This is a genomic window from Mesorhizobium sp. M1E.F.Ca.ET.041.01.1.1 (genome assembly GCF_003997355.1).
Lineage (GTDB): Bacteria > Pseudomonadota > Alphaproteobacteria > Rhizobiales > Rhizobiaceae > Mesorhizobium.
On record NZ_RZSL01000009.1, the window covers coordinates 1 to 17,505 of the forward strand.

Annotated in this window: 15 protein-coding genes; 11 read left to right on the top strand and 4 right to left on the bottom strand. The window is 62.6% G+C overall.

Annotated features, from left to right (window positions below):
* The 11 genes from EOA38_RS02145 to EOA38_RS02195 form a co-directional block, all read left to right on the top strand.
* On the top strand, positions 1-1,694 hold a 1,694-nt coding region (locus tag EOA38_RS02145), incomplete at its 5' end, for a copper-translocating P-type ATPase (RefSeq protein WP_145965910.1).
* A 50-nt stretch (positions 1,695-1,744) separates the two neighbouring features.
* Positions 1,745-2,293 carry a hypothetical protein gene (locus EOA38_RS02150; protein ID WP_245480728.1) on the top strand — a complete coding sequence of 183 codons (549 nt, stop codon included), beginning with the start codon at positions 1,745-1,747 and terminating at the stop codon, positions 2,291-2,293.
* A 353-nt stretch (positions 2,294-2,646) separates the two neighbouring features.
* Positions 2,647-2,904, top strand: coding sequence for a hypothetical protein (locus tag EOA38_RS02155; protein WP_127298311.1), 258 nt, complete (start codon positions 2,647-2,649; stop codon positions 2,902-2,904).
* A gap of 113 nt (positions 2,905-3,017) precedes the next feature.
* Positions 3,018-5,174 (top strand): heavy metal translocating P-type ATPase, encoded by a 2,157-nt coding sequence (locus tag EOA38_RS02160; RefSeq protein ID WP_127298322.1) that lies wholly within the window; start codon positions 3,018-3,020, stop codon positions 5,172-5,174.
* Positions 5,175-5,188: 14 nt separating this feature from the next.
* Entirely contained in the window at positions 5,189-5,464 is a 276-nt protein-coding gene (locus tag EOA38_RS02165; protein ID WP_127298312.1) for a hypothetical protein, read from the top strand.
* Between the two features lie 76 nt (positions 5,465-5,540).
* The gene (locus EOA38_RS02170) at positions 5,541-5,801 is read left to right on the top strand and encodes a DUF2933 domain-containing protein (protein ID WP_127298313.1); all 261 of its coding nucleotides are present in this window, start codon (positions 5,541-5,543) and stop codon (positions 5,799-5,801) included.
* Entirely contained in the window at positions 5,798-6,478 is a 681-nt protein-coding gene (locus EOA38_RS02175) for an isoprenylcysteine carboxylmethyltransferase family protein (RefSeq protein ID WP_127298314.1), read from the top strand. Before EOA38_RS02170 ends, EOA38_RS02175 begins: the two co-directional genes overlap by 4 nt.
* A gap of 28 nt (positions 6,479-6,506) precedes the next feature.
* Positions 6,507-7,721 (top strand): methionine adenosyltransferase, encoded by a 1,215-nt coding sequence (locus EOA38_RS02180; RefSeq protein ID WP_127298315.1) that lies wholly within the window; start codon positions 6,507-6,509, stop codon positions 7,719-7,721.
* Positions 7,722-7,748: 27 nt separating this feature from the next.
* Positions 7,749-8,456, top strand: coding sequence for an ABC transporter ATP-binding protein (locus tag EOA38_RS02185; RefSeq protein WP_127298316.1), 708 nt, complete (start codon positions 7,749-7,751; stop codon positions 8,454-8,456).
* Positions 8,457-8,460: 4 nt separating this feature from the next.
* On the top strand, positions 8,461-10,824 hold the full coding sequence (locus EOA38_RS02190) for an ABC transporter permease (RefSeq protein ID WP_127298317.1): 2,364 nt from the start codon (positions 8,461-8,463) through the stop codon (positions 10,822-10,824).
* Positions 10,825-10,829: 5 nt separating this feature from the next.
* Positions 10,830-12,047: an HlyD family efflux transporter periplasmic adaptor subunit gene (locus tag EOA38_RS02195; RefSeq protein WP_127298318.1), complete on the top strand. Its 1,218-nt coding sequence runs from the start codon at positions 10,830-10,832 to the stop codon at positions 12,045-12,047.
* A 161-nt stretch (positions 12,048-12,208) separates the two neighbouring features.
* On the opposite strand, the gene EOA38_RS02200 is transcribed toward EOA38_RS02195, so the two are convergent.
* From EOA38_RS02200 to EOA38_RS02205, 4 genes are all read right to left on the bottom strand, one after another.
* Positions 12,209-12,670 (bottom strand): hypothetical protein, encoded by a 462-nt coding sequence (locus EOA38_RS02200; protein WP_127298319.1) that lies wholly within the window; start codon positions 12,668-12,670, stop codon positions 12,209-12,211.
* Between the two features lie 709 nt (positions 12,671-13,379).
* Positions 13,380-13,922 (bottom strand): shikimate kinase, encoded by a 543-nt coding sequence (locus EOA38_RS40130; RefSeq protein WP_306462658.1) that lies wholly within the window; start codon positions 13,920-13,922, stop codon positions 13,380-13,382.
* Complete coding sequence (locus tag EOA38_RS40135; protein ID WP_245455306.1) at positions 13,810-14,742, bottom strand: shikimate kinase; 933 nt, start codon at positions 14,740-14,742, stop codon at positions 13,810-13,812. The genes EOA38_RS40130 and EOA38_RS40135 overlap by 113 nt, the downstream gene beginning before the upstream one ends.
* A complete protein-coding gene (locus EOA38_RS02205) occupies positions 14,702-17,173 on the bottom strand; it encodes a hypothetical protein (protein WP_245455307.1) in 2,472 nt (823 codons plus the stop codon). The genes EOA38_RS40135 and EOA38_RS02205 overlap by 41 nt, the downstream gene beginning before the upstream one ends.
* Positions 17,174-17,505: the final 332 nt, after the last annotated feature.

The following is a 17,505-nucleotide window of genomic DNA, read 5'->3' on the forward strand; positions in this document are numbered from 1 at the left end:
CCAGTGTGCTGCTCGTCTTTATTTTGCTCGGGCATTGGCTGGAGATGCGTGCGCGGGCGGGCGCATCGGAGGCGATCCGGGCGTTGCTCGACCTTGCGCCGCCCAAGGCGATCGTCCTGCGCAACGGCAAGGAGGTCGAGGTTGCGACTGCCGACGTCGCTCTGGGGGACATCGTGGTTCTGCGACCTGGCAACAAGCTTCCCGTCGACGGCCAGGTGATCGAGGGGGAGTCGACCATCGACGAATCGATGCTCACCGGAGAGTCCATGCCGGTCATAAAGAGGGTCGGCGATACGGTGATCGGTGCGACCATCAACAAGAGCGGCACGCTGCGCTACCGCTCGACGAAGATCGGCGCGGATACGGCCCTGGCCCAGATCGTCAGGCTCGTTCAGGAAGCGCAGAACTCCAAGGCGCCGGCCCAACTGCTTGCCGACCGCGCCGCGCAATGGCTGGTTTTGGCTGCGATCGTCGTCGGGTTGGTGACTTTCGCCGTCTGGTTCTGGTGGTTCGGCCAGCCACTGCTGTTTGCGATGACACTGACCATCACGGTGTTCGTCATCGCTTGTCCCGATGCCCTGGGTCTTGCCACGCCGATGGCGGTGATGGTCGGCACCGGGCTCGGGGCGGCCAACGGCATATTATTCAAGAATGCGGCAGCTCTGGAGGAAACAACCAAACTCGACGTGCTCGTGTTCGACAAGACCGGCACGCTGACCATGGGACAGCCAAGGGTCGTCGAAGTTGTGCCGGCGGCAGAAATCGAATCCGACGATGTATTGCGCGTGGCAGCCGCAGTCGAGCGGGGATCGGATCACCCGCTCGCGCTGGCGATCGTCGAGCGGTCGCAGAGCCTGGATATCCCGGCCGTCGACGACTTTCTCAACATCGAGGGCAAGGGTGCCAGCGCCAGGATCAACGGCGCACAGATCTTTCTGGGTAACCGACGCCTCATGGACGAGCAGGTGGTTGATCTGCAGGCACTCGGCGACAGGGCCGAGGCGCTCAAGGGCGACGGCCGCACTGTCGTCCATGTGGCCCGATCGGGAAGGCTGCTGGGACTGATCGCAATTGCCGATGCACCGCGTCCGACTGCCGTCGCAACGATCAGTAAGCTCCACGAGAAGGGCATTCGTGTCGCGATGCTCACGGGCGACAATGCCGGTACCGCCCAACGCATCGCGGGCATGCTCGGCATCGACATCGTGCTCGCCGACGTTCTGCCCGGGCAGAAGGCCGAGAAGATCAAGCAACTGCAGCAAGAGGGCTTCAAGGTCGGCATGGTCGGCGATGGCGTCAACGACGCGCCGGCACTGACCCAGGCCGACGTCGGCTTCTCGATCGGCGCGGGCGCGGACGTGGCCATCGAAAGCGCCGACATCGTGCTGATGAAGAGCGATCCATATGACGTTGTGGGGGCGATGACCCTGTCGCGGGCGACGTTGCGAAAGATGCATCAGAACCTGTGGTGGGCGGTCGGATATAACGCCATTGCCTTCCCGCTCGCGGCGGGCGTGTTCTATCCGTTCCTCCTCAGCCCCGAGATCGCGGCGCTTGCGATGTCCGGCAGCTCAGCGCTAGTTGCCCTCAACGCGCTCCTGCTCAAGCGGACGACGCTTGAAGGCATCCGCCCGCCAACCTCACCGCCGGGCAAGCGCGAGCCTCTCACCCTGCAGCGCGGTGCAACCGCATGAGGGGCACGCAACAAAGCAAGAATCGTCTGGGTGGAGGAAGGAGAAGCACCATGTTCAGACAGTGGAATACGGTTATGTCGATGGCGACTGACCAAGCACAGGTGCGACGACCACCTGCGGACCGGCGCGGATGGCGAGCAAGCCTTTTCGCATTGCTGATCAGCGCTTTTGTGGCAGCCCTGTCGGCGATTCGTCCCGCGGCAGCCGATGAGAACTATCAGGCCGCGCACGGCCTCGGCGTCTATCTCGGCGTCCTGCCGGCTGCCATCGTGCGAGGCCACGCGGAAACTCACCCTGAAGGCAGCATGCATGGCGGCGCACCCCGCGGCACCCATCAGTACCACATTGTCGTCGCTATCTTCGATGCCAAGACCGGCGCGCGGGTCCAGAACGCCAAGGTGACGGCGAACGTCTCGGGGCTTGGGGAGGTCGGTCAGCAGAACATCAGGCTAGAGCCGATGCTGATTGCCGGGACTGTCACCTACGGCAATTTCGTCGCGCTGCCCAGCAACGACCGCTACGATATCAAGCTCGACATCGCTGTCCCCGAGCGGGAATCTCCTGTGCGGGTGAACTTCACCTATCAGCACCAGCGGTGAGCAGCGGTGGTCTGAGCTAGCGCCCTGCTCGGCGCGTCGACGGTGCAAGTTATCGATCGAGCCTGGGATTGATTTGCGTCAATGCCCTGTTCCTCCGAACGGCCGATCGTGGCAACGCGGAGTAGAAGGTTTCGTGCCATGTTCACGCGATCATGGTCACTTCGGCAGGACGACAGAAGCGATGGAAGCGCGTTCGCTCAGCGCATTTGGACGGATCTCGTCAGGTGCGAAGTCGGACCTTCGAGGGAAGCCCTCGTGAGTACTCAGACATCGGCGAACCCATCTCGACTCAAAGCTCGGGCATACCGCGTGAGCTGCGCGACCTCGCAGCGGGCGCAATCGGGAGACTGACGATGACACGCCTTGCAATCATCCCGTTAGGACTGAGCCTCGGATCGTTCTTCATCGTTACCTATGTGCTGTGCGTTTTGTACGGCCTCGTCGTCACGGACGTCGGCATGCACGTGTTGCTGCCTCAACTGCTCCCCGGCTTCACCTGGATCACTTGGCCGAGCTTCGTGCTCGGCCTGGTGTGGAGCTTCCTCTGCGGCTGGTACGTCGCCGGGGTGTTCGGGCCGCTGTTCAACTTCTTCTCCGGGCGCGCGTCATGAGATCCCGTAGGCCCGAGAGGCAGGCACGACTTTCCTCGTTTTGTCCGCGCGGCCTTTGGTTGCTGCTGCCGGCGCCTGGAGCATGAACGATGACACACCATGATCACGCCGTTATGTCCCACACGCACGCCGGGCCAGCCGTCGCCGCGGCAGGTGCCTTCGCAAAGGACCCTATTTGCGGGATGATGGTCGACAAGGCGACAGCGCTCACATGCGAGCGCGGCGGGCGGACATACTACTTCTGCAGCCAGAGCTGCTTGCGCGCTTTCGAGGACCCGGAGCGCGAGCTCAAGTCGATGCGGACGCGGGTAGCGGTCGCGATGACAGGCGTGCTGGCACTCGCAATTCTACGTGCGGGAGCCTTCATCGCGCTGGCGGCCGGCGCCACGCTCCTGACATGGGCGCCCATCCCGGCACTGCCGTGGTTCACCTGGGGCGTTTGGCTCTTCATTCTCGTCACCCCCGTGCAGTTCATCGGCGGATGGAGTTTCTACGTCGGTGCCTGGCAAGCAATCCGAACGCGCTCGGTGAACATGGATTTCCTGATCGCGCTCGGCACGACGGTCGCCTACCTCTACAGCGTCGCCGTCGTATTCGCGCCGGAAATTCTGCCCGTGAAGGTGGAAGAACGCGACGTCTATTTCGAGGTCTCCGCCGTCATCATCGCATTCGTTCTCCTCGGCAAATACATGGAGGAGATTATCAAGAAGCGATCGTCTGCGGCCGTCCGCAAGCTCATGGACCTCAAGCCTGCCGTTGCGCATGTCATACGCGACGGCGGTGAAGCCGAAATCCCCGCAGAACAGATCATGGTCGCAGAGACCGTCGTGGTGCGGCCCGGCGAACGTATCCCGACTGATGGCGAAGTGTTGGAGGGAGGGTCTTCGGTCGACGAATCCATGCTCACCGGAGAGTCAATGCCGGTCGAGAAGACTGCAGGATCGAGCCTGATCGGCGGCACCCTCAATCGGGGCGGCATGCTGCACTTCAGAGCCACACGCGTGGGCAAGGATACAGCGCTTTCCCAGATCATCAGGATGGTAGAGGAGGCGCAGGCCAGCACCGCGCAGGTGCAACGGCTGGCCGATGAGGTCACGCAGTATTTCGTGCCGGCGGTGGTCGGCGTGGCGATGCTGGCGTTCGCAGGCTGGTGGATCGCCGGCGATTTCCCGCAGGCGCTGCTGGCCTTCATCGCCGTCCTCATCATCTCCTGCCCCTGCGCTCTCGGCGTGGCGACGCCGGCGGCGCTCATGGTCGGCGTCGGCAAGGGAGCCGAGGCCGGCATCCTGATCCGCGGTGCCGAGGTCTTGGAGCGCGCAAGGAAGCTGAACGTCGTCGTCTTCGACAAGACAGGCACGCTCACGCGCGGCGAACCGACGGTGACGGACGTCGTTCCGCTTGGCGGCAGCAGCGAGGACGAAGTCTTGCGGCTCGGAGCGGCGGTGGAAGTCGGCTCGGAGCATCCGCTGGGCGAAGCGATCGTGCGCGCGGCCGCGCATCGCGGACTCGACCTGCCGCAAGTGACGGGCTTCGAGGCGCTCGCAGGGCACGGGATACGCGGGAATGTCAATGAGCGCCGCGTGGTTCTCGGCAACCGGCACTTCTTCCATTGCGAAGGGATCGACATCGGCAACGCCGACGAGGCGATGAGCCGGCTCGAACAGGAAGGCAAGACGGCCATCCTCGTTGGCGTCGACGGTAGGCCGATCGGCATCATCGCCGTAGCCGACACTTTGAAGCCGGAGGCAAAGGAGACGGTCGCCGCGCTGTGCAGCGAAGGTATCAAGGTTGTCCTCTTGACCGGCGACAACGAGCGCACCGCAACCGCGATCGCCCGCCAACTCGGTATCGACCGCGTCTTTGCCGAGGTACTTCCCGGCGACAAGGCCAGGATCATCAAGGAGTTGCAGGCCGAGCGGAAGATGGTTGCAATGGTCGGTGATGGCGTCAACGATGCCCCGGCGCTCGCCACCGCAGACATCGGGATCGCAATCGGCTCTGGATCAGATGTGGCGAAGGAGACCGGTGGCATCATCCTCATCAAGGACGATATGCGCGAGGTGGTGATGGCGATTCGGCTGTCGCGTGCCACCCTTCGCAAGATCAAGCAGAACCTGTTCTGGGCCTTCATCTACAACACCATCGGCATTCCGATCGCCGCGCTCGGCTTCCTCAACCCGATCGTCGCTGCGGCGGCAATGGCGCTGAGCTCGTTGTCGGTGATCCTCAACTCGGCGCTGCTGAAACGGGCCAAGGTCTCCTTGGCGTGATCAGGAGGAATGAGATGACTACCAAACTGCTTCAAACGCCTGCCAATGACGACCCCGAGCCCGGGGTAAGACCACCCGCACCGTATCGCCTGGCCTGGGCTTGCCTGCCGGTGATGCTGGTGCTGAGCGGTGCCGTCCTCCTTCTGTTCGGGGTCTCATGGTGGACGGCGCTCACGGTGGTTCTGCTTTTGGCCTGCCCGGCAGCGATGGCAACGGCAGCCTACTTCGGGTTCCAACCGTTCCCGGAGGTTCCAGGATTACGTCGAGACCAACGCAAGCCTGGCCAATGATGGATCGTTGGCGTCACGTCCGGGGAGGCTAACACTTCGCCCTTGGCGACGGATTAAGGAAGGATTGGAGTGATTCATGTCTACTCATGAGCATTCGCACGATGGCCAGCCGCCGCAAGGCCCCTTTCTGGCTTCACGAGCCGGACTTGTCCTGCTCGGCTTTCTTGCGATCGGCGGGTTCCTGCTTTTCACCGAGCACCGCGCCCATGTCCTTGGCGCGCTGTTCTACCTGCTGCCGTTAGGCTGCGTCTTCATGCACTTCTTCATGCATGGGGGACATGGCCATGGCGGACACGGCGGCCACCGCAACCGGTCCGACGAAAGGAATCCGTCATGAGCGACGAGACCCAAGCCTACGGCCTTTGGAGCCTGGTGATCGTCAACTCCGCGGTCTTCATCCTGTTTGCCTACAGCTTCTTCAAGCCGCAGACCGGGCGGGACTGGCGTTCGTTCGGGGCCTTCAGCGCGTTCCTGGTCGCGCTGTTCGCGGAGATGTACGGCTTTCCGCTCACCATCTATTTTCTGTCCGGCTGGCTGCAGGCCCGCTATCCGGGGATCGACTGGTTCTCGCACGATGCCGGCCATTTGCTGGAAATGATGTTCGGCTGGCGGGTCAATCCGCATTTCGGACCGTTCCACCTGCTGAGCTTCGTCCTGATCGGCGGCGGGTTCTGGCTGATCGCGGCTGCGTGGCGCGTTCTCTACGACGCCCAGCAGCACCGCTCTCTCGCAACGGGCGGACCGTACAGCTATGTCCGCCACCCGCAATATGTCGGCTTCATCCTGGTCATGCTCGGCTTCCTCGTTCAGTGGCCGACGCTGCTCACGCTCGCAATGTTCCCGGTGCTGGTCGTCATGTATGTGAGGCTCGCACAGGCCGAGGAGCGCGAAGCGGTTGCCGAATTTGGCGACGCGTATCGCGCTTACATGAAACATGTCCCCGGATTCCTGCCGCGACTGGATCGCGTCCTTGCCAGATTGAGCGGCCAGTCCGGTGAAGGCAAGCCGTCATGACCAGCCGCTTGTAATCAGATGCGCAGCCATGTCGCTCCCTGAAGCCTCGTCAACACCAGAGCTGCTGCTCACGGCATATGACGTTCCCGATGACCCGGTCGAAGTCGTCGAGCGTAAGGGATTGGGGCACCCGGACACCATCTGCGATGCCCTTGCTGAAACATTCTCGCGCAATCTGTGCCTGGAGTATTCTCGACGCTTCGATCGCATCCTTCACCACAACGTGGACAAGGCGCTTCTGCTGGGCGGTCGCTCCGTGCCCGCTTTCGGGGGCGGCTCTCTCACCAGTCCGATAAACATCTATCTGGCGGGTAGGGCCACGACGGAAACCGGCGGCGAAAATATCCCGGTCAAAGAGATAGCGGTCGAGGGATCCCGGTCTTGGCTGAAATCCAACCTGCACGCGCTCGATGCGGAGCGCGACGTCCGGTTTCACGTGCTGACTCGACCCGGCTCGCAGGACCTGCAGGAGCTGTTTTCGCGTACGTCCGAAGCTCCCTTGGCCAATGATACTTCGATTGGCGTTGGCTACGCGCCGATGAGCGCCCTTGAGACTCTGGTGCTTGACGTCGAACGGCACATCAACGGAAGAGACCGAATTCGCGTACATCCCGCATGGGGCGAGGATGTAAAGGTGATGGGTGTTCGACAAGGCAGGTCGGTTCGCCTCACCGTCGCTTGCGCCATGATCGGACGTTATCTCGCTCACAGCGACGATTATCTTGCCGAGAGATCCGAGCTTCGGACACTCGTGGCAGAACTTGCCCGACAGCATGGGTTCACAGAGTCCGAAGTGGACGTCAATGCCGCCGATGGAGCGTCCCAGGGCGCGCTCTACCTCACCGTCACCGGGACATCGGCCGAGGCTGGGGATGACGGCCAGGTAGGCCGCGGCAACAGGGTCAATGGCTTGATTACGCCCTGTCGGCCAATGAGCCTTGAAGCGGCCGCGGGCAAGAACCCGGTGTCGCATGTCGGGAAGATCTACAACATCGCGGCGCGTGATATCGCCGAGGCGATCTGCGCCAACCTATCCGAGATCGCTGCTGCCGAGTGCATGTTGGTGAGCCGGATCGGCGACCCGGTAACGCGGCCCGCCCTCGTTCAGTTGAAAGTCGCGACGCGCGACGGCTTGCCAATCGCGAAGGTCAGGCGATCCGCGGAGGCAATCACAGCAGATCGCCTGGGCCGAATTCCGGAGCTCATCGAAGATTTCGTCGCTGGCACGATAGCCGCGTTTTGAGGAGCGGCCGAGGCAGGTTCAAGAAGCATGGCTGAAAGAGTTTTTGCCGCTCAGCATCTGACCAAGACCTATGTCTCGGGCGAGACGCAGGTGCACGCGCTGCGAGGCGTGGATCTCGACATTTCCGCAGGCGAGGTGGTGGTGATGCTCGGCCCGTCGGGCAGCGGGAAATCGACACTGCTCAACATCATGGGCGGGCTCGATCACGCGACCAGCGGCGAGCTGTCCTTCAAGGATTTGCGGCTGACCGACCTCGATGACCGAGGACTGACATCCTATCGCCGCCGGCATGTCGGCTTCGTGTTCCAGTTCTACAATCTGATCCCCAGCCTGACGGCCTACGAGAACGTCGCGCTGGTCACCGAGATTTCGGACAACCCCATGCGTCCCGAGGAAGCTCTCGCTCTCGTCGGGCTGGAGCCGCGCATGCATCATTTCCCGGCGCAGCTGTCCGGCGGCGAGCAGCAGCGCGTCGCCATCGCCCGCGCGATCGCCAAGCGTCCGGAGGTGCTGCTCTGCGATGAACCGACAGGCGCGCTCGACTCCAGGACAGGCGTTCGGGTGATCGATGCTTTGATGAAGGTCAATGCCGAACTCGGCACGACCACCGTCATCATCACCCACAACGCCATCATCCAGGAAGTCGCGCATCGTGTCCTGTTCTTCAGCGATGGGCAGATATCCAAAGCCGTCACCAACGAGGCCCGGCGCGCGGTCGCCGAGTTGCACTGGTGAAGACATGCGCGCCCTGGACATAAAGCTGTTTCGCGATCTCGTCCGCCTTTGGGCACAGGTGCTGGCCATTGCGCTGGTCGTTGGCGGCGGGGTGGCGACGCTGCTCCTCGCGGTCGGCTCCTACCGCTCTCTCGACGAGACGAGGATCGCCTATTACGAGCGCTACGGTTTCGGCGATGTCTTCGCCACGGTGCGACGGGCGCCAAAGGCCCTCATCGCCCGGATCGCCGAAATTCCGGGGGTGGTGGCCGTCGATGCACGCATCGCAAAGTTCGCGCTGCTCGACATACCGGGTTTTTCCGAGCCGGCCACCGGTATGGTCATCTCGCTGCCGGAAATCGGCGAGCCGCCGCTCAACCGGCTTTACATGCGCGTCGGCCGCACACCGGACCCGAGCCGGGAAGATGAGGTCGTCGTCAACGAAAACTTTGCCGAAGCGCATCGTTTCACGCTGGGGTCAAGCTTCGCGGCAATCCTAAACGGCCGCAAGCGCGACCTGACGATCGTCGGAGTCGCCCTTTCGCCTGAATATATCTACGCAGTCGGTCCAGGCGACATTATCCCCGACGGTCGCCGCTTCGGCATCGTCTGGATGTCGGAGCGCGCCCTGGCCAGCGCCTACGACCTGAAGAACGCATTTTCGTCCGTGTCGCTCAAACTTCTTCCGGGGACATCGGAGCGCGAGACGACGACGCGTCTCGATGCGCTGCTCGACCGCTATGGCGGGCGCGCCGCCCATGGACGCAAGGACCAGATATCGCACGCCTGGCTCGATCACGAGCTCGACATGCTGAACAATATGAGCCGCACGCTGCCACCGATCTTCCTGTTGGTCTCCGCATTCCTGGTGAACCTCACCCTCAGCCGTCTGGTTTCGCTCGAGCGCGAACAGATCGGCCTGCTGAAAGCCCTGGGTTATCGCAACGCCAGCATCGTCCTGCACTACCTGAAATTCGTCGGCATCATCGCTTTGATCGGCATCGCCATCGGCAGCGCCGTTGGCACCTGGCTCGGCGCCTACATGACCAATCTGTTGGCCGGCTTCTTCCGCTTTCCGTTTCTCGTCTTCGTCAAGAATCCCGATCTCTACGTGATCGCGGGTGCGCTGAGCCTGTTCGCCGCCATGGTTGGGGCACTGCGCGCCCTGCGCGAGGTCGTCGCTCTGGCTCCGGCGGTGGCGATGCAGCCAACCACGCCGCCAAGCTTCCGCAGCGTGCTGCCCGCAAGCGTCAGCATGGCCGGCTTCGTTTCGCAGCCGACCACGATGATGCTGCGCAACATCACCAGCCATCCGATCCGTTCCCTCTTCACCACGCTCGGCATGGCGCTGGCGACAGCGATCCTGATCGTGTCGCTCTTTCTCGGCGGCACGATGGAGCAGCTCATTGATGTCACCTACTTCCTGGCGGATCGTCAGGATGCGACCGTCAGCTTCTTCGAAAAGCGTCCGCGGGAAGTCGCCATTCAGATCGCAAGGCTTCCAGGCGTGCTGACCGCGGAGCCCTATCGGGAAGTCCCGGTCCGTATCCGCAACGGCCATATCGAGCGCCGGATCATCATCCGCGCCCGGCCTCGCGACGCCGAGCTCAACCGCATCATCGACGCTGACCTGCGGCCGGTCGTGCTGCCGGAATCGGGCCTCGCGATCTCTGCAATGCTTGCACGGATCCTGAAGGTTCAGATCGGCGACACGGTCGAGGTCGATCTGCTGGACGGCGAGCGGCGGACGGTTGTGCTTCCCGTTGCGGCGTTGGTCGAGGACTATCTCGGCATCCGCGGGATGATGAATCAGGAGGCGCTCACCAAGCTGCTGCGCGAAGTCCCCGCGGCAAATGGTGTCAATGTCAGCCTAGACGAGAGCAGGCAGGATGAGTTCTACGCCGCCCTCAAGGCCATGCCCGTCGTGAGCAGCCTGTCCCTCCATGCATCCTCCCTCGCCAACTTCCGCAATGTCACTGCGCTGATCATCACGACGATGGCCAGCATCTATACCGGGCTGGCCGCCGTCATCGCCTTCGGCGTGGTCTACAACAGCGCTCGCGTGTCCCTGTCCGAGCGCGCCCGCGAACTGGCAAGCCTGCGCGTGCTTGGCTTCACGCGCGCCGAAGTGCTGCGCATCCTCCTGCTCGAACTCGCCTTGCTGACCTTGATCGCGCAGCCGCCAGGCTGGGCCATGGGCTACGGTCTTGCCTGGATCATGAAGACGAACCTGGCCGGCGAGCTGATGCGGGTGCGCGCCGTGGTCGAGCCCGCCACCTTCGCTTTCGCCAGCGCGATCGTCATCGCCGCAGCGGTGCTTTCTGCTTGGGTCGTCCGCAGGCGGGTCAATCGATTGGACCTTGTTGCCGTTCTCAAGACACGGGATTGAAGACGATGCGCATCAATTGGACGAAAAGGATAACCGGCGCCGCAGTTGTCGCCGTGATCGTTGCGGCAGGACTCTGGTTCGCCTGGCCCCAGCCCATCCTCGTCGATTTGGCGGCGGTGGCCAGGGGCCCGATGGAGGCCACTGTCGATGACGAGGCCAAGACCGAAGTGCGCCACGTCTATACGGTATCCGCGCCGATCGCCGGCAAGGTTCTCAGAATCTCGCCGCCGCGCCATGTCGGCGACCAGGTCACCAAGGACGAAACCGTGGTGGCGGTGATGCAGGCCGCTACCCCCAGCTTTCATGATGTCCGCACACATGAGGAGTTGCTGGCGGCGCTCGGCGCGGCCGAGGCGGCCGTGACGTTCGCGCAAGCGGAAGTAAAGCGGCTCGAAGCGGCGCTCGGGTATTCTCGCACGGAACTCGAGCGGGCCGAAAAGCTCGCCAAGACCGGGGCGATATCGCAGGGGGCTCTCGATAAGGCGAGGTTCGAAGTCGACACCAACGAGGCTGCCTTGGCGAGCGCGAAGGCGCAGGTCGAAGTCCGGGGCAACGAGCAGGCGATGATCCAGACGCGGCTCGGCCAGCCTGCCGAGGATGCCACACAATCAGATCCGGCCTGCTGCATCCAACTTCATGCTCCAGTGAGCGGCCGCATCCTGAAGATCGTTCAGGAGAGCGAGGGCATGGTCCAGCCGGGCGCGCCGCTTGTCGAGATCGGCGACCCGCTCGACCTGCAGGTGGTGGTGGACCTGCTTTCGACCGATGCAGTGCAGATAAGACCCGGTGCGGCGGTCCGGATCGACGGCTGGGGAGGGTCTACGCTTCGAGGCAAGGTGACACGAGTCGATCCAGCCGGCTTCCTCAAGGTCTCAGCGCTTGGGATCGAGGAGCAGCGTGTCCGCACCGAGATCGACTTCGTCGATCCTCCCGAAACATGGTCGCAGCTAGGACACGACTACCGTGTGATCGTGCACGTGACGAGTTGGCGGGACGATAATGTCCTCAGCGTGCCGGTGGCGGCGCTGTTTCGAAAGGGCGACGACTGGGCCGTGTATCTCGCCAAGAACGGACGGGCGCGTACGACCGTGGTCAAGATCGGTCACCGGAACAGCAGGGTGGCCGAGGTCGAGTCCGGCCTGTCGGAAGGCGATGAGGTCGTGCTGCACCCGAGCGACCGGGTGGGCGACGGCATAGCTGTGCGCGAGCGGAACGTTCGATAGGGCTTCGAGACGTCCGAGGGTATTCTGCTCAGTTCGAGCTTGCGCTTAAGCGTGCGAAGCCCGTACCGACCGGGAGAAAGACCACCCGAGTCAACCGGGCGGCGACCAGCTTGCCACCAATCGATTTGCTTGAACTCAACCTTGCAATCGCCTTGGGCCGGCTAACGCCAAAGGCACACCCGGACGTCCTTCCCAACATAGCACGCGCCTGCACGGCGAAGTTCTCCCCAATCTCCTGCCTCTCCGTGAGTTTCGCGAATATCCGAGTTCCCATAGCCTGCCCAAAGATCACCGTCCTTGTAGACGACGGCCCAGTAATCTTTTGACATTTCGCCAGCGCCACTATTCGTGTCGGGATAGTCGATGCCCGCAAAAACCTGCCGGGGGCCCTGGATATTGAAATCGCCGCCCCTCTCGATTTGATAGGAGCACCTTCCGGATATGCGGGTCTGGCCGTGAACAACAAGCAGGCAGCGGCCCCATTTGTAACCGCTCGGCAGACGATGCTGTGCTGCGTGCGAAGGCGAAAAGGAAAAAGCAATTGCAAGGGCAACCGCTATGGTCCGCCCGATCAGCCAATCCAAAGAGCGACCAAACACCGTTGGATTCCGCCCAGAGCGCATGTCGAACGGTCCTCCGTAGGATGATCCCCTGAGATCACGTCACTATCTATCGGCCATGGTCGGATTTTTGTCACGTGACATGTGCGTTGCTGCACGCCCTCCTTCGCTGAAGCTTCGGAGGGCATCCTGCTTCGCGCGGAAGACTGCGCTGGTCCTGCGAAGCTCGAAGAGCGAATAAGCTCGAGACAAACGAGCGGCCCTCCTTCGCTGAAGCTTCGGAGCGCATCCTGCTTCGCGCGGAAGGTTGGACTTGTCCTGCGAAGCTCGAAGAGCGAAGCAGGATGGCGGAGAGGGAGGGATTCGGTTTCACGCCTATCCTGCTGAAAATGCTAATCTTTTCGCGCTTTTTGTTACGCAGTTTGTTACACTGCTACAACTGCGATTTACAATCGCTCTTTTGAGCTCGCCTGCCCAATCCATCTTATCTGTCGAAACCGACGCAATGGCGCGGCGGTGGATTGGGTCACTCTGTCATAGTATCCGCGCTTCATTAAGTTGACGATGCCGTTTAGACTCGGAGCTGATCCTTTCCGGTCGATCACCAGGATTTGGCGCGCGACCCGGCACCGGCGGTTCGTCTTTGTACGTTTGTGTCATCCAGGCCGGATCAACTCGGCCATCAGGCTTCTCACGACTTATGCATGCGTTTCCCACTTTTATTAGCATTCGGTGCGAACCCGCACCCTGCACCAAACCTGCGACGCCTAAGCTATCGTCCTCGACTTGAGCGTTCCCTGCTTCTCGTGGAAGACGCTAAATTCGCTCGTGCGTTATTGCCGGCCAGCAAAGGCTGCGGGTCGGCGGTGAGGGTGTCGAGGAGCGGCGGCCGTTCCCTTTCACTCAATAGTGCCGCCGGCGCCTGGATGGTTTCCACGACGCCGCCCCCGCAATCGTAGCCGTTGTGATGATCATCGTGCATGCGCTGAGCTGTTGGGGACATGCTGATGGCGGTGCCGGAAGCACCGGAGACATGTGATATCTCGGCAGCGGGCAGAGCGGCTTCTCTGTCGCTGCACAGGAAAGCGTAGAGTTCCTTCACGCAAATGCGGGCGTCCTTCTTGTCTTTTTGAAAGGGCGGGACGAGGGGCAACCTGATATCGGCCTTTTGGTAGAACGGACTGCGCTCTTCGTACAGCTGGTCAACCTTCTGCTCGATGTCGGCGCCTTGCAGCAGCGGCCGGCTGGTGTCCCTCTCGAGGCGCCTGCGGAGCTCTTTCAGCTCGGGTGTCGAGCCAGATCGACCTCGCCTTATTAAGAATCAGGGCTTGATTGGACTCCTTGCCAAAGCAGCCGCCGCCGGTTGCGATGACGATGGGGCCTCTCTCCAGCTGCTTGGCGAGCTCTTTGGTCTCCAGGTCCCTGAAGTGCGCCTCGCCACGGCCAGGGTCGGCGAACATCTCCATCAGATTGCCGTGATCGGCGACGATATGCTTATCGATGTCGACAAACTCCACCCCCAACTCCTTGGCAAGCTGGGCGCCGATGGTCGACTTGCCGCTCGCCGGCATGCCGACGAGCACGACCGGCCGCGTACCGAGGGCCGCGAGGATCTCGCCGGCTTGCGGCGAGCGAGCGACCGCAATCTGTTGTCTTGCGACGATGGGCGACCTGGAGGTCCCTGCCGCCCTCGACCTGCTTTCTCCTGACGAGTCCCAGTGTAATATCTCCCAGGCACCACGGGGAATGGGGACTAGCTGTGAGCTCTGCGCGCGGTGCGCGAGCTCGGCCCGATAACTGGCCGGCGTAGGGAACTCGACCTCGAAGCGATAGTTCTGCGCGGTTCTGAACGCCGTGTGAACGCCGCGTAACCGCGGCCTGTCCATCCTGATGACCCAGTTGGTGGTCTCGACCTCGCTGCAGTCCCGCTCCTCGAAGGCCAGTGCCGCCTTCCTGAAGGCGCGCGTAAAAGCCTCGTCCGGGATCTCGAAGACATGGCGCACGGCATTGGTGACCAGTTGGGCCTCCGGCGCCGTGCTCACGCTCTGGCCGGTCAACTCGTCGGCTATCCAGACCTGCCCGCCCGACCGTTGGTCAAGATGCGGCACCTTCACCTCGATGCCGTCCTGCCGCAAAAGCTCGGCAACCGCATGCACAATTTTTGGTAATCGCGCTTTCTTGCGCTTCGGCGGGGGCGGCTTCGAGCCTGGCCCGCTCAAGGGCCTGTTCGCTGCTCAGCGTTATCGTGCTGGCGCGGTCGTCTTCGGCCGAGATTGCTAAGGCGCTGAGCAGAATGCGCTTTTCGACGGCGAGTCTGATCGAGGCCTCCATGACCGATGCCGCCAGCGTGGGGTTGTCCTTCAGATCCGCCAGGCTGCCATCGACGTCGAACCGGCCCTGGTGGAGCTTTGCCGCCTGCGCCTTGACATATGGCGCCGACTTGAAGCCCGGCCTCTGCTCCAAGAGCCGCTGCAATTCGGTGGTTTTTTGCATGAACACCCGCGCACCGGTATCGGACTTGTAGGCGTCAGTGCCGACCTTGATGCCGACGCTCAACAGATTGATGGCGCTTTCATGCAGCTTGACTTCCGACTGCTCATGAGCCGGCTCGCTATTGAGCTGCAGGTTCCAGTCCTGGAGCTCGGCCACTAACAACGCGGCCAGTTCGCAGGCCACCGGATGCCTGGCGGCCTTGCTGTCTTCCCTCGCCCTGGCGATGAGCTCATGGAGGGCCTGGCCATCCGGCCGATCTTCCTGCAACAGTGCGCGGATGTCGGCCTTGAGCTCATTATGAATGCCCTCGTAGGTGCCGAAGATGGCACGCTCGGCAAACCAGCGTTGCGCCTCCAGCGGCTGCGCCAGCACGTTGCGCTGCAGGCAGCTGTAGGTCTCCAGCACCAGCCCGGTGGCCGACAGGATCTGCTTGGACCGGGTGAACTGGTAGCCGCTTTTCTCAATGGCCGGCGTGTGCGACTTCGGCGGCTTCATCGAGGCGATGCCGCGCGCCTGCAGCTGCGCGTCGAACTGGCGCACATGCTCGTAAAGGCGAGGCTGGTCGCCAATGATGACGACGGTGTCGCCATCAAAATCGCCGTCGAGCATTTTTTGTTCGACGCTTGGAACCGCAACCAAAGAGCCGGGCGCGAACACCTCCGTCGCCTGCAGGATGCCGACGCACTCGAGCGCGGTGTCGGCCTTGACCCGGTCCTTTTCCTCCAGCCAGTACGAATGGCACTTTACGTCCTCGGCAGACATCACGACCCCGCGCTCGGCGAAGTCCGCCGGCCACATTTCGTCGGGCACAACGATCAAGATGCCTTTGGCAAAGAAGGTCGGATCGTCGGCGGCAAGCCCAGCCCCCGACCTGTGCGCGAAGTTGAAGCTATATTGGAAGGCCACGCACCGATCCAGGAACGCCGCGGTCCGGTCGCCATCGCGCGCCGACCTGACCCGGTCGGCGGCGAACGGGCGCAGGTTGGGCTTGTCATAGGGGGAGCGTCCGACAAGCACGCCAGCGTCACGGGTCAAGGTCTTGCTCTTGCCCGTCGGCACATGCAGGCATTCGTCGCTGGACGGCACGGCGATAGCGCTCGAACCCTCGATATGCCCGCCCGTGACCGTCCGGAACAGCTCCTCGGCGGTGAGGCTTTGATGGGTTTCGAGCCAAGCCTGAGCCTTCTCGCGGGTCTCCTGTGCTACCTCGACGCTACGCGGATAATGTTGCAGCGCCGAGGGCGGTACCGCCGATTGCCTTTTATCGGCATAGGCAGGCATCCGCTCGGGAGCGTCGTGGCGAGCCCGGGCAATGGACGGCATGCGCTCGGCCAGTGAGGCCCTAATGAAGCCGCAGCCGTCATGCGGCCGCAAGGCGATCTCGCCGTCTCGCCCCTCGAACCGGAAGGGATGCACTGCGCCTGCGGGATGGTCGGGCAGAAGGGACAGCTTGAAGCACCCTTCCAGCGCATAATCATGGGGGCCAATGTCGGGGATGCCCGGCGGCGCGGCAAATCCGCGGCGCTGGGTATAGTAATAGGCTTCCTTGAACGGCGCCCAGGCCCGCGACAGCTGCTCAAAGGCCGTACCCGGAGCCGTCTCGGCATAGGGGATCGCCAAAAGCTTGCCGCTTGGGGCCTCTGCGGCCGTGAAAGGCAGGTGAGAGGCAAGCTGGTTCAGGCTCTTTTGCGGCGGCTTCAGTTTGCTGCCGCCGAACAGGTCCATGCGGTAGGGCACGCCCTCCACGGTGAACGTGCGTGTCAGCATGGCTCCAGTCGGAGTTCCCTTTAGCTGCACCGCCACCACCTTCACCGCGCCCGAGGTCAAGCGGTGGAAAATGGAATAGCGCAACTCGGCTTCGCTGGCCAGCGGCCGGCCTTGCATGTCGACCACCGGCAGCCGCATCAGTCCGGCATCGCCTTGCGGCGGTCTCGGCTCGTGGTCCATGGCCTGAAGGACCCGATGGACATCGAAGCTGGAGGCTGCATGCTGGGCCTGGATCATCGATGCGTTCTGCGCCATGAAGGTGTCGAGCGCTTCGAGCGGCTCCTTCGCCTCGATCTCGGCGATCACGCTCGAGTTCGCGCACCGCCTCGGCGCGCGCCGCGGCGCTCCTTCCTCGGCTGATGAACACTGCCGATCATAGATTCGACTGCCAGCCTCAAAGCCCCATCGTCGTGCATAATATGGGCTGGCCTCGCTACATTCGAAGGGGATCGAAGGCCGATCCCACGGTGCGGTGAAAGAAGCTGCAAGCGGCTTCCAAGACTAGGTGCGAGCACCTCGATCTCATTGTAGGCCCGTCATCGGATCATATGGAAATCGGTGAGCTTCATCCGCCGGCCTTTTACAACGTGGTTTGGTCGATCCTCTAGGGGATTACGCAGTCTTAAGCCAGCATTAAT